Raw genomic sequence first — 11918 nt, forward strand, 5'->3', positions numbered from 1 at the left:
ACGACGCTCTTCCGATCTCCACCGGTGCGTGCGGTCGCGCGACGCCGCCTCAGCGGCCGCGCGGCTGACGTCGTCCAGCAGAGCGAGGGCGTCCGCGCGCTCCAGCCCCGCGAGGATCCCGGTGATCGGGCCGGGGACGGTGTGCACCTGCGCGCCGGACACCCGCTGCGCCCGATCGATCGGCCCCTGGTTCAGCGACACGCCCTGCAGTCGGGCCAGCGGGAACACCGCGAGCTTGCGCCAGACGATGCCCCGCCGCAGCAGCAGCCCGTCCGCGGTCACCGCGTAGCCGTGGCGTCTCCAGGAGAAGGGCCGCCGCCACCACGCGCGCTGCGGCATCGTGCGGTAGGGGTCGTCCGCGGCGGGACCCACGACGCCCTGCTCCCACAGCAGCGGGATGCTCGCGGGCGGAAGGTCGGGGAGCACCAGCGCGAGCACCCGCTCGACATCGGCGCGCTTGCCCACCGGCAGCACCACGTTGAACTGCTGGCCGCTGCCGGAGGACTGCTGCGCGGCGCTCTTGCCGCTCATCCGGTTGATCTTGATGGTCCACCAGCCGAACGGACGCCACAGCAGCGACTGCGACACCTCGACCGCGAAGATGCGGCCGGGCGGAAGCGTCTCGGTGACGGTGGTGAGCAGCCCGTAGGTGATGCGCACGCCGTCCGGCGTCGGCGCGATCGAGTAGCGCAGCGACTTGGAGATCTGCGCCCAGGTGATACCGACGACGGCCACCACCATCGGCACGCCCATGCCGAGCCCGATCCCGAGCAGCACGATGCCGCCGTCCGGATCGCCGTCGACGAGGACGCCGATGATCGTGCTGCCGATCGCGATCGCGAAGATCGCACCGAAGAACACGAGCCACAGCAGACCCGAGATCACCTGCGAGCCGATCAGACGCCCCGTGGGGATCTTCACGACGCTCTCCGGCACCACGTCTTCCAGATCGACGCCCGCGATGAGGCCGGTGACCCCCTGGTTCATCGAGCCGACGAGCTGCGACCGTGCCGACACCCGCTCCCCCGGCACCTCCGCACCCGGGTTCATGGCGGCGTGCCGGGCGGCCCGGGCACCCGACGCCAGACGCAGGATCTCCGCGCGCACGCCCTCCGCCCGAGGCGTGGCCAGGTACTCGAGCTCGACATTCGCGTCGTTGCCCGCCCCGACCACCTCCAGCTTCGCGAGGCCGATGATGCGCGCGGGGAAGGGGCGCGTCAGGTTCACGCCCTGCACGCGGTCGAGCGGCGCACGCCGGTGCGACCGGAAGATGATGCCCTTTCGCACCTCCACGTGGTCGCCCGTGATGCGGAACTGCTGGAAGCGCCACACGAACCAGAAGATCGCCACCAGCACGACGACGAGCGCCAGCACGCCGAGCAGCGCCACGAGCGCGAGGTTGTTCGAGAGCACCCAGTCCACCGGGTCGCCGCCGGTGTAGTCGCCGTAGTGCGCCTCCTCCGGCGTGAACATGCCGACCAGCCATGCGATCACACGATCGCGCATGTTGGCGATCACGATGCCGGCCACGATGATCAGCGCCAGGCCGCCCTTGAACAGCGGCGTGAGCGGATGCATGCGGTGCCACTCGCCGTCGGCGAGGTTCGTCGACGGCGCCGCGGCCTGACCGACCGCGGAGCCGGGGAGCTGCGCCTCGCTCACAGGCCGGTCCGGCGGGTCTCGGCCACCTGGATGAGCGTGTCGCGCAGGGCCTCGGCCGCCGCCTGGGTGAGTCCGGGGATCTGCACGCCCGTCGTCGCCGCCGCCGTCACCATCTTCAGCTGGGACACGCCGAACGCCCGGTCGAGCGGGCCCTGCGTGATGTCGACCAGCTGCATGCGCCCGTACGGTACGGCGATCATGCGCTGCCACAGGATCCCCTTGCGGAACACGATGTCGTCCGCGCGCAGCATGTAGCCGATCGCGCGCGCCTGCCGCGGGAGGATCACGAGCGTGATCAGGGTGATCAGGATGATCGCGCCCGCGGGGATCCAGACCCAGTCCTGCTCGAGCACGACGTTCAGCACCACCGCGGCGACGGCGACGATCACCAGGAAGATGACGTTCTGCACGATCTGCGACACGACGTACCGCGGCGAGATCTGGTGCCACGTGCCGTCGAGCTCGAGGCGCGCCTCGTTGCGCGCCGTGCGCACCTGCGTGTACGTGCCGCGGTCCAGCGCGTCGAGGTCAGTGCCCTCCGCCGGGTTCAGGGGCGCGGTCTCTGGGTTCTGAGTCATCAGGATCCTTCGGGAGGGTGCAGAACTGTTCAGCGATGAGGGCGGCCACGACGAGCACGACTGCACTCGCGATCAGCGCGGCCATCGCCACTGTCGACCCTACCGGCGGATCGATCGGCCTCGTCAGAAGGAAGAGCAGCAGTCCCGCGCCGAAGCCGGCCATGATCGCGCCGAGCAGGCTCGACGCCCGCGCCAGTGTCGCGGCACGAAGCGCGCGGAACGGGTCGATACGCGTTCCGGAGCGGACGCTGCGGCGCACCGGCCAGGCGACTCCGAGCGCCGCGATCGCGATGAGCACGAGCAGCACGGGCAGCAGCAGCGACGGCGTGAACGTGGCCCGCCCTCCCGCGGTCAGCATCTGGTCGAGCGCGAACCCCACGGCGCCCCCGAGGAGGGCGAGCACGGCCAGCAGCCCGACGGACGTGCGCTTCATGCGTCGCCCCGCGCCCGCAGCCCCGCCACGAGGTCGTCGACGCGTCCGTGTCCGACCAGTGCGGCGCCGGGGTCGACGTCGAGCCACGGCTCCAGCACGAACAGGCGCTCGGCCGCGCGCGGATGCGGCAGCTCCAGCCGCGGGTCGTCCGATTCGACATCGCCGTACGCGATGAGGTCGAGGTCGAGCGTGCGGTCGCCCCACCGTTCCTCCCGCACGCGCCCGTTCTCGTCCTCGATCGCGTGCAGCATGCCCAGCAGGATCTCCGGCGCCAGCCGCGTGGTGACGAGCGCGACCGCGTTGACGTAGCCCGGGGCGTCGGGGTCGGGACCGTGGAGGCGCACCGCCACCGTCTCGAACAGCCGCGAGACGCGCACGTCGCTCACCAGCGGCAGCCGACGGATGCGCTCGACGGCCGCGCGGATCGTCTCCTGCCGGTCGCCCAGGTTCGCCCCGAGCGCCACGACCGCGACCGTCTCCGGGCGACTGGGACGCGGGGCGGGAACGTCGGGCGGGCGCGTGAGATTGCGGCTCATACCGTGATGTCCTCCAGGGTCTCCGGCGCCCGGGTGCGGTGCACCGTGACGGCCACATCGGCGAACTCCAGCGGGATGGGCGCGTGCGGCTTGTGCACCGTGACGGTGACGCCCTGCACGCGACGGTCGTCGAGGGCGACCGCGGCGATGCGCTCCGCCAGGGTCTCGATGAGGTTGACCGGCTCGCCGGCGACCACCGCGGCCACGCGTTCCGCCAGTTCGCCGTAGTGCACCGTGTCGGCCACGTCGTCCGATCCGGCGGCCTGCTCCAGCGAGAGCCGCAGACGCAGGTCGATCGTGAACTCCTGCCCCTCCTCGCGCTCGTGCGCGTAGACCCCGTGGCGGCCGAACACCGTCAGCCCTGTCAGCACGATCTCGTCGAGGAAGTCCATGCCTCTAGCGTACGGCGCGGCTCCGACGCCGCCTCAGCCGTGCCAGGCTTTCGCGACCGCGAGCGCGTCGCGCGTCGCGGCGACGTCGTGCACCCGGACGGCCCAGACCCCGGACTGCGCGGCGAGGGCGCTCGTGACGGCGGTCGCCAGATCGCGCCGCGCCTGCGTCACCTCGCCGTCTTCGGGCCGTGCACCCTGCAGCACCTCGGCGAGGAACCGCTTGCGCGAGGTGCCGATGAGCACGCGCGGGCCGAGCGCGACGATCTCGTCGAGGCCGCGCAGCACGTCCCAGTTCTGTGCCCCGGCCTTCGCGAAGCCGATCCCGGGGTCGAGGATCACTCGCGACGGGGCGATGCCGGCGGCGGCGGCCTCCCCCAGCCGCTCCTGCAGCTCGCCCGCGACGTCGCGCGCCACCCTGCGGTACTCCGCCCTCGCGTACATGTCGTCCGAGAAGCCGCGCCAGTGGCCGATCGCGTAGTCGGCACCCGACTCCGCGACGGCCGCACGCATGTCCGGATCGGCGAGGCCGCCCGACACGTCGTTCACGATCCGGGCGCCCGCGCGCACGGCCGCCGCGGCCGTGGCGGCGTTCAGCGTGTCCACGCTCACCGGCACACCGGCCGCCGCGAGCTGCTCGATCACGGGGAGCACGCGACGCTGCTCCTCGTCTGCACCGACACGCTCCGCGCCCGGCCTGGTCGACTCCCCGCCGACGTCGAGCACAGTCGCGCCGTCGGCCCGCAACCGCAGGCCGTGCTCCACCGCGCGCTCCACGTCGAAGTAGCGGCCGCCGTCGCTGAACGAGTCGGGCGTGACATTGACGATGCCCCAGATGCCGGTCATCAGCGCGCGCCGGCGGACGGGACGGACATGCCGATCAGGGTCACGAGCTCGGCCCTGGCGACGGCGTCGGTGTACTCCCCGCGCGCGGCGATCGTGAGGGTCGACGCCTCGGTCTGCCGTCCGCCGCGCATCGTGACGCAGCCGTGGCTCGCATCGAGCACCACCAGCACGCCCCGCGTGTCGAGGTGCTCGGCGATCGTGTCGGCGATCTGCTCACCGAGCCGCTCCTGCACCTGCGGCCGTGCCGCGAGGATCTCGACCACGCGCACCAGCGCCCCGAGGCCGACGACCTGCTCGCCCGGAAGGTAGGCGATGTGCGCGTGCCCGGCGAACGGCAGCAGGTGGTGCTCGCACACCGAGCGGAACCGGATGTCGCGCAGCAGCACCGCACCGGACGGCAGGGTGTCGGGGGCAGGACCGCGCGTCACGCTGATCGTGTGCGCGAGGGGCGCTCCGGGGTCCTCCCCCACGCCGGAGAAGAACTCCGCGTAGAGCTCCGCCATGCGCGCCGGGGTCTGCTTGATGCCCGGCCGGTCCGGGTCCTCGCCGATCGCCTCCAGCAGCTCGCGGGTGAGCCGCTCGACGCGTTCCCTGTCGACCGTCACGTCACGCCGTCGCGGGGCGGGGGTTGCCTGCTCCTGCCGATCCCTGCTGCGCACGCGGGGCAGCGGACGGCGCCTCGACGGAGGCCGCGAGCGACACGTCCTTCTTCGGGACCTCGATCGGCGGGCGCTCCGACACCGGACGGTCTTCGCTCGACAGCCACAGCGGGCGCTCGGGCAGCTTCTTGACCTCGGTGAAGATCTCGGCGATGCGGTTGTGGTCGAGGGTCTCCTCCTCGAGCAGCGCCAGCGCGAGACGGTCGAGGATGTCGCGGTTCTCGCTGATCACCGCGTACGCCTCGTTGTGCGCCTGCTCGATGAGGGCGCGCACCTCGGCGTCGACCCGCTCCGCCACCTTCTCGGAGTACTCGCGACCGCGGCCCATGTCCCTGGCCACGAACATGTCGCCGCCCTCGGTGCCGAGCTTGACCGGGCCGACCTGCGTGGTCATGCCGTACTCGATGACCATCTTGCGGGCGATCGAGGTCGCCTTCTCGATGTCGTTCGATGCCCCGGTGGTCGGGTCGTGGAAGACGATCTCCTCCGCGACGCGGCCGCCCATCGCGTAGGTCAGCTGATCCTGCAGCTCGTTGCGGGTGACGGAGTACTTGTCGTCGATCGGCAGCACCATCGTGTAGCCGAGGGCCTTGCCGCGCGGGAGGATCGTGATCTTGGTCACCGGGTCGGTGTAGTTCATCGCGGCGGCGGCGAGCGCGTGACCACCCTCGTGGTACGCCGTGATGAGCTTCTCCTTGTCCTTCATCACGCGGGTGCGTCGCTGCGGGCCGGCGATCACGCGGTCGATGGCCTCGTCGAGGGCGCGGTTGTCGATCAGCTGCGCGTTCGACCGCGCGGTGAGCAGAGCGGCCTCGTTGAGCACGTTCGCGAGATCGGCGCCGGTGAACCCCGGGGTCTTGCGGGCGACGACCTCGAGGTCGACGCTCTTCGACAGCGGCTTGCCCTTGCTGTGCACCTCGAGGATCTTCTGCCGGCCCTTGAGGTCGGGCGCGTCCACGCCGATCTGGCGGTCGAAGCGACCGGGGCGCAGCAGCGCGGGGTCGAGGATGTCGGGGCGGTTGGTGGCCGCGATCACGATGACGTTCGCGTTCGGGTCGAAGCCGTCCATCTCGACGAGCATCTGGTTCAGCGTCTGCTCGCGCTCGTCGTTGCCGCCGCCCATGCCGGCGCCGCGGTGGCGGCCGACGGCGTCGATCTCGTCGATGAAGATGATCGCGGGGGCGTTCTCCTTCGCCTGGCTGAACAGGTCGCGCACGCGCGAGGCGCCGACGCCGACGAACATCTCGACGAAGTCCGAGCCGGAGATCGAGTAGAAGGGGGCACCGGCCTCCCCGGCGACGGCACGGGCGAGGAGCGTCTTGCCGGTTCCGGGAGGGCCGTACAGCAGCACGCCCTTCGGGATGCGGGCGCCGATCGCCTGGAACTTCGCCGGGTCCTGCAGGAACTCCTTGATCTCGTGGAGCTCCTCGATCGCCTCGTCGGCACCGGCGACGTCGGCGAACGTGACGGTGGGCGTCTCCTTGTTGACGAGCTTGGCCTTGGACTTGCCGAACTGCATGACCTTGCCGCCACCGCCCTGCATCGACGACAGCAGCCACCAGAACAGCAGGCCGAGGAGCACGAGCGGGAGGAGGAGCGAGAGGAAGCCGTCGAACCAGGTCGCGCGCGGCACCGCGTCGTTGAAGCCGTCCTTCGGGGCGGCCGCGTCGATCGCGGAGACGACCTCGTCCGCCCGCGCCTCGACGTAGTAGAACTGCACGTTCTCGGAACCCTCGAACGGCTTCGACAGGGTCATGTCGACGCGCTGGTCGCCGTCGGTCGTGACGACCTCGGTGACGGTCTTGCCCGAGAGGAGCTCGAGGCCCTGCTGCGTCGTGATCTGCTTCGGCGCACCCAGGTTCGAGATCAGCAGGAATCCGCCGAAGAGCAGCACGCCGATCAGTGCGACGTAGATCAGCGGGTTGCGGGTGAGCTTCTTCACATCCATGGTCGGATCAGCGTATCGCCTCCCCGCTAGGGGGCCGCTGTGCGTTCACCCACGGCGCAACGGTTCCGCGGCGTGCTCGGAGGTGTGCGGAGGCTCAGCTGTAGACGTGCGGCGCGAGGACCGCGACGTCGCGGAGGTTGCGGTAGCGCTCGGCGTAGTCGAGGCCGTAGCCCACCACGAACTCGACCGGGATGTCGAAGCCGACGTACTTGCAGTCGATCTCGACCTTCGCGGCCTCGGGCTTGCGCAGCAGCGCCAGTACCTCGATCGACTCGGCACCGCGCGACTCGAAGTTCTCCAGCAGCCAGCTCAGGGTGAGGCCGGAGTCGATGATGTCCTCCACGATGAGCACGTGCTTGCCGTGCAGGTCGGTGTCGAGGTCCTTGCGGATCTGCACGACGCCGCTGGACTTGGTGCTCGCGCCGTAGCTCGACACCGCCATCCAGTCCATCGGGGCGTGGAACGGCAGAGCCCGCGCGAAGTCGGCCATGACCATGACCGCCCCCTTGAGCACGCCCACCAGCAGGAGGTCTTTGCCCTGGTAGTCGGCCGCGACGCGCGCGGCGAGCTCTTCCAGCTTCGCGGTGATCTCCTCCTCGGTGACGAGGATCTGTGCAAGGTCGTCCTGGATCTCCGCGGCGCGCATGGATCGATTTTAGGCGACGTCGCCGGATGCTCCGACCCCGGCGGGCGGCATCGGCGTCAGGAGCGGATCTCGTCGTGGTCGCCGCGGGTCGTGCGGGGGCTGAGGACCGAGAGCTCGACGGTCTCGAACTTGCCCTCCTCCGTGCGCACCCAGGTCACCTCGACGTACCAGTCGTCCTTCGCGTAGGCGTCCGCGGTCCGCCGGCCCTCTCCGGTCTCGCGCGCATCGGTGTGCTCCCACCCGTCGTCGAGCAGACCCGCCGCGATCGCCTTCGCCGCGTCCTCGGAGGCTGCGGCGCGCTGCACCGGCTCGACGTAGACGTCCACCTGCCACCACACCTGGTCGTCGGGCGAGGGGTCGGCGGAGACCGGGTTCTGCACCATGCGTCCGCTCGACTCGACGTCGGGAGCGGTCGTCGGGGCCAGCTCCGCCGGGATCATGCCGACCATCTCGTCGGCCAGCGCCTCGGCCTCTGTCCGGTATTCGTCGAGTCGGCTCTCGTCGGTGGTCATGGTGCATCCTCCCAGCGTCAGGGCTACGAGGACGCCGGCCATCAGCGCGATGGCACGTGCGGTCCTGGTCATCCCTCGATCCTCGCGTACTCCGGCACGAAGTCCGGCTTGTCGATGCCGTCGGTGCGCACCGGGGCCTGGACGATCGGGGCGCCACCCGGCACCACGATCGGCCGCGGGTTGTAGACGTCGTCCGGTGCGAACAGCATCGCGTCGCCGCCGGTGATCACGGCGATGATGTTGTCGAAGGCCACGGAGCGCGGGTCGTACACCGAGCTGTGGCTGTCGATACCGCGCGGTGTGCCGTTCCCCTCGACGTTGTAGTCCTCCAGGTCGACGACGCGTCCGCCGCGCTCGTCCTGGATCCACCCGGTCTCCAGGCGCGTCACGCCGTCGGCCGTGAGTGGCGACTGCCCGTGCATCTGGCCGGCACCGTTGCCCTGGATGAGACCGACGACGAGATCGCCGCGCGCCATCATCGAGTAGTGCGGCACGCCCGAGGTGTGCGGAAAGTCCTCGACGCCGCTCACTCCCGCCCCCATCCCGGCCGCCGAGACGTAGAGGATGCGGTCGGCGACGAGCCCGGCCTTCTCCGCGAGGCCCACGGTCGCGCCGCCGTAGCTGTGCCCCAGCACGGTCAGGGTCGAACCGCTCGGCTTGTCGATCCCGGCGACGAAGTCCACGAGCTTCGGGGCGAGGTCGCGCGAGTAGGAGGCATCGGTCGGACCGGGGAGCTCCAGCTGCGGGAACGTGCCGCCGGCCCACTGGAACACGGCCGTGTCGGGTCCCGCCGAGCGGTACAGCTGCGCGCCGGTGCCGTCGCCGAAGCTGGTCATCGTGGTCGTGGTGCCCGGCACCGACACGGCGACGTTGCGGATCCAGGCGGGGATGTCGCCGGTCGTCGGGTCGATGGGGCCGTGGTAGGTGCCCACCGCGTCGGCACCAGGGTCGAACACGACGACGCGCGCACCGGCGCCCTTGTCGGTGTGCTTGCGTTCGCTCTCGTCCCACCACGTGTAGTCCTGGTCGAGCAGGCTCTGCCAGTAGTCGATCGGCTCGCGCAGCTTCGCGATCTCGTCGAGGTAGCCCTTCGCCTCCCACGCGTCCGCGCGGTCGCCCGTCTTGAGGCTGTCCACGAGCGCCTGCAGCCGGGCGATCTCAGCCTCGCGTCGCGCGATCTCGTCGCGGATGTTCTTGTGGTTCGCGGTGACGCGGTCGCGGATCGGGATGCCGTTGAGGTTGCCGAGCAGGAGGGAGGATGCCGCCAGGAGCGCCGTGCGGGTCTCCTCGTCCATCGCGTTCCACGTCTCGCGGATGATGCCGGGGTCGCCCAGCCCGGCGAGCGACTCCGCCGTGATGCCGTTGACGTCGCCGGCCCAGATGAGCCCGGCGGCCGAGAAGCCGCCCGGGCCGACCTTCCCGCCCTGGGTCACGGCGACGACCAGGGGCACCGCGGCGAGCGCGGTCGCGGCGCGCTGATCGATCGTCGCACGCTCGTCGGCCAGCGCGTTGTAGGAGGAACGGGCGGCGTGGTACGCGTCGATCGCCGCCTGCCAGCGGTGCAGGTAGCCCGGGTCGTCCAGGTACATCCACGACGGCAGCACCGCGTCCCAGGGCAGCGCCCACCCGGTGACGAACTCGCTGGCGGCGTTGAGCGCCTCGGCGCGGCGGACGAAGATGTGGTCGTAGGCGTTCTGCGCGGTCCTGAGTCGACGGGCGGCCTCGCCCTTCAGCGCCTCGAGGTCGGTGGCGTACGTCGTGATCGCGGCGGAGATGCCGTCGAGGCCCTCCGCGGCCTCCCCGAACCGCTGCGCGAGGAGCAGGACGCGTGCACCGAGGGCGTCGGACGCGGAGGCGGTCATCGACGTCAGACTCGCAAGCGCGGTGTCGGCGTCGCCCTTGCGCGCACGGGCGGAGCTCGCGCGGGTGGTGAACGCGGTGGCCGCACCGGTCACCGCACCCACGTCGCCGCGGGCGGGGTCGTCGATCAGTCCGGGCAGGCTCATCGTGCCGCCTGCGCGAGCGTGTCGTCCGACGCGGTGAAGGTGCTCGCCGCCGCAGCCGCGTCGGAGGCCGAGTTGGTCGCCGTCTGCGCGAGGGCCGAGAGGGCCTGTGACACGAGCGACTCGATCTCGCCGAGCGCCGCCTCCACCGTCGGCGAACCGGTACCGGCGAAGGACAGGCACGAGGTGACGACCGGCGCACCCGCCGCCGACAGTCGCGCTCGGGCCGCCTCCAGCGTCTCGCCCTGCACATCGAGGTCCGTCATCGATGCTCCTTCCCCCCGTGCCTTCACGATAGGAGCAGGCCTGGTCGCGGTCGATGGGGACATCTCCCCATCCGCGCACGAGCGCACTACTGTGAGCGGGAGACGGGCGGACGCCCCGACGGAAGGATCCCCATGGCCCTCGACGACATCCTCAGCCAGGTTCCGATCGACGACATCGCGAAGAAGCTCGGCGTCTCGCACGACGAGGCGAAGACCGCGGTCGAGCAGGGCGGCGCGGTGCTGCTCGGCGGGCTGGCGAAGAACGCGGAGACCCCCGAGGGCTCCGACGCGATCCAGAAGGCGCTCAAGAAGCACGAGGGCGCGACGGGCGCCGCCTCGGTCGACGACATCGATCAGGCCGACGGCGGCAAGATCGTCGCGCACATCCTCGGGTCGAAGGAGAAGGAGGTCACCACGCAGCTCACCGAGTCGAAGGCGACCCCTGGTATCGACTTCGGCAAGCTCCTGCCGATCCTCGCCCCCATCGTGATGGGGCTGATCGCGAACGCGACGAAGGACAAGACGGCGAAGACGGAGCCGACGGCCGAGGGCTCCGGAGGGATCGGCGATGTGATCGGCGGCATCCTCGGCGGCGGCGGTCAGAGCGGCTCGGGCTCGGGCGGCGGCCTGGGCGACGTGCTGGGCGGCCTGCTCGGCGGCGGCAGCGGCTCGGGTGGCGGGATCGACCTGGGCGGCATCCTGGGCGGGCTGTTCGGCGGCAAGAAGTAGCGATCGCCCGACCTGCCGCGCCCGGCGACTCAGCGCCCGGCGGCGGTGAACACGAGGCGCCCACCCTGGCGCCGCGCCGAGCAGCCGGGCAGGTCGATGGGGCCCTGTCCGCTCCAGTCGGTGACCAGGCGGGCGACCTCGACCGTCTGGGTGCGGGTCAGGCTCACGCCGAACTCGCTGTCCACCACGAGGCGGATGATGCGGTTGCGCAGCGCGGCGGGGTTGGCGGCGAGGGCGGCGACGCTCACGGAGATGCCGGCCTCGGCGTGCTCGACGATGTCCTCGATGGTCTCGTGGATCATCTCGTCGAACGCCTCCGCGTCCTCGCGCAGCTGCTCGGCCGTGCGGGCCAGGGCCTCCGCGATCCCGGGGCCGAGCTCGGCCTCCAGCACCGGCAGCACGCGGTCGCGCACGCGGACACGGCTGTACCGGTCGTCGCTGTTATGCGGGTCGTCCCAGGCGTCGAGCCCGGCCGCCGCGCAGAACGCCCGGGTGGTCGCACGGCGCACGCCGAGCAGCGGCCGAAGCCACCGCACACCGTCGTCGTCGGCACGCTCGTCGGCCATGCCCTGCAGGCTCGCGGCGCCGGAACCCCGGGCGAGCCCGAGCAGCACGGTCTCCGCCTGATCGTCGAGCGTGTGGCCGAGCAGCACCGCCGCGGCCCGGAGGTCGTTCGCCGCGTCGCGCAGCACGCGGTACCTCGCGTCGCGG

14 protein-coding genes are annotated in these 11918 nt (G+C 71.3%); 1 reads left to right on the forward strand and 13 read right to left on the reverse strand.

The features are described 5' to 3' along the window. The 12 genes from DW299_RS16555 to DW299_RS16610 all read right to left on the reverse strand — a co-directional run. The coding region (locus DW299_RS16555) for a PH domain-containing protein (RefSeq protein WP_136037235.1) at window positions 1-1662 on the reverse strand (1662 nt) is incomplete at its 3' end. Next, the gene (locus DW299_RS16560) at window positions 1659-2240 is read right to left on the reverse strand and encodes a PH domain-containing protein (protein WP_136037236.1); all 582 of its coding nucleotides are present in this window, start codon (window positions 2238-2240) and stop codon (window positions 1659-1661) included. The genes DW299_RS16555 and DW299_RS16560, both read right to left, overlap by 4 nt. Continuing rightward, complete coding sequence (locus DW299_RS16565) at window positions 2191-2673, reverse strand: DUF3180 family protein (RefSeq protein WP_136037237.1); 483 nt, start codon at window positions 2671-2673, stop codon at window positions 2191-2193. Before DW299_RS16565 ends, DW299_RS16560 begins: the two co-directional genes overlap by 50 nt. Further along, the gene (folK, locus tag DW299_RS16570) at window positions 2670-3209 is read right to left on the reverse strand and encodes a 2-amino-4-hydroxy-6-hydroxymethyldihydropteridine diphosphokinase (RefSeq protein ID WP_136037238.1); all 540 of its coding nucleotides are present in this window, start codon (window positions 3207-3209) and stop codon (window positions 2670-2672) included. Before folK ends, DW299_RS16565 begins: the two co-directional genes overlap by 4 nt. After that, the gene (gene folB / locus DW299_RS16575; protein ID WP_136028524.1) at window positions 3206-3601 is read right to left on the reverse strand and encodes a dihydroneopterin aldolase; all 396 of its coding nucleotides are present in this window, start codon (window positions 3599-3601) and stop codon (window positions 3206-3208) included. The genes folK and folB overlap by 4 nt, the downstream gene beginning before the upstream one ends. Window positions 3602-3634: 33 nt before the next feature. Next, window positions 3635-4444 (reverse strand): dihydropteroate synthase, encoded by an 810-nt coding sequence (gene folP / locus DW299_RS16580; protein WP_136037239.1) that lies wholly within the window; start codon window positions 4442-4444, stop codon window positions 3635-3637. Further along, window positions 4444-5049 (reverse strand): GTP cyclohydrolase I, encoded by a 606-nt coding sequence (folE, locus tag DW299_RS16585; RefSeq protein ID WP_168387203.1) that lies wholly within the window; start codon window positions 5047-5049, stop codon window positions 4444-4446. Before folE ends, folP begins: the two co-directional genes overlap by 1 nt. Before the next feature lies 1 nt (window position 5050). Next, the gene (gene ftsH, locus DW299_RS16590) at window positions 5051-7051 is read right to left on the reverse strand and encodes an ATP-dependent zinc metalloprotease FtsH (RefSeq protein WP_136028527.1); all 2001 of its coding nucleotides are present in this window, start codon (window positions 7049-7051) and stop codon (window positions 5051-5053) included. A 94-nt stretch (window positions 7052-7145) separates the two neighbouring features. After that, on the reverse strand, window positions 7146-7697 hold the full coding sequence (hpt, locus tag DW299_RS16595) for a hypoxanthine phosphoribosyltransferase (protein ID WP_136037241.1): 552 nt from the start codon (window positions 7695-7697) through the stop codon (window positions 7146-7148). 56 nt (window positions 7698-7753) lie between these two features. After that, window positions 7754-8281: a hypothetical protein gene (locus DW299_RS16600; RefSeq protein ID WP_136037242.1), complete on the reverse strand. Its 528-nt coding sequence runs from the start codon at window positions 8279-8281 to the stop codon at window positions 7754-7756. After that, window positions 8278-10215, reverse strand: coding sequence for an alpha/beta hydrolase (locus DW299_RS16605; RefSeq protein WP_136037243.1), 1938 nt, complete (start codon window positions 10213-10215; stop codon window positions 8278-8280). Before DW299_RS16605 ends, DW299_RS16600 begins: the two co-directional genes overlap by 4 nt. Continuing rightward, the gene (locus DW299_RS16610; RefSeq protein ID WP_136037244.1) at window positions 10212-10478 is read right to left on the reverse strand and encodes a hypothetical protein; all 267 of its coding nucleotides are present in this window, start codon (window positions 10476-10478) and stop codon (window positions 10212-10214) included. Before DW299_RS16610 ends, DW299_RS16605 begins: the two co-directional genes overlap by 4 nt. A gap of 132 nt (window positions 10479-10610) precedes the next feature. Between DW299_RS16610 and DW299_RS16615 the strand changes: the two genes are divergently transcribed. Then, window positions 10611-11207, forward strand: coding sequence for a DUF937 domain-containing protein (locus tag DW299_RS16615; protein WP_136028532.1), 597 nt, complete (start codon window positions 10611-10613; stop codon window positions 11205-11207). A 29-nt stretch (window positions 11208-11236) separates the two neighbouring features. Here DW299_RS16615 and tilS read toward each other — a convergent pair. Continuing rightward, window positions 11237-11918 (reverse strand): tRNA lysidine(34) synthetase TilS (gene tilS, locus DW299_RS16620; RefSeq protein ID WP_136037245.1); only part of this gene is annotated, 682 nt, incomplete at its 5' end.

The sequence above is a fragment of the Microbacterium sp. K35 genome (assembly GCF_004794375.1).
GTDB classification, from domain to species: Bacteria; Actinomycetota; Actinomycetes; order Actinomycetales; family Microbacteriaceae; genus Microbacterium; species Microbacterium sufflavum.

Coding starts and splice junctions, on each gene's coding strand:
- DW299_RS16560 (WP_136037236.1), bottom strand. CDS start 2,240: ATGACTCAGAACCCAGAGACCGCGCCCCTGAACCCGGCGGAGGGCACT.
- DW299_RS16565 (WP_136037237.1), bottom strand. CDS start 2,673: ATGAAGCGCACGTCCGTCGGGCTGCTGGCCGTGCTCGCCCTCCTCGGG.
- folK (WP_136037238.1), bottom strand. CDS start 3,209: ATGAGCCGCAATCTCACGCGCCCGCCCGACGTTCCCGCCCCGCGTCCC.
- folB (WP_136028524.1), bottom strand. CDS start 3,601: ATGGACTTCCTCGACGAGATCGTGCTGACAGGGCTGACGGTGTTCGGC.
- folP (WP_136037239.1), bottom strand. CDS start 4,444: ATGACCGGCATCTGGGGCATCGTCAATGTCACGCCCGACTCGTTCAGC.
- ftsH (WP_136028527.1), bottom strand. CDS start 7,051: ATGGATGTGAAGAAGCTCACCCGCAACCCGCTGATCTACGTCGCACTG.
- hpt (WP_136037241.1), bottom strand. CDS start 7,697: ATGCGCGCCGCGGAGATCCAGGACGACCTTGCACAGATCCTCGTCACC.
- DW299_RS16600 (WP_136037242.1), bottom strand. CDS start 8,281: ATGACCAGGACCGCACGTGCCATCGCGCTGATGGCCGGCGTCCTCGTA.
- DW299_RS16605 (WP_136037243.1), bottom strand. CDS start 10,215: ATGAGCCTGCCCGGACTGATCGACGACCCCGCCCGCGGCGACGTGGGT.
- DW299_RS16610 (WP_136037244.1), bottom strand. CDS start 10,478: ATGACGGACCTCGATGTGCAGGGCGAGACGCTGGAGGCGGCCCGAGCG.
- DW299_RS16615 (WP_136028532.1), top strand. CDS start 10,611: ATGGCCCTCGACGACATCCTCAGCCAGGTTCCGATCGACGACATCGCG.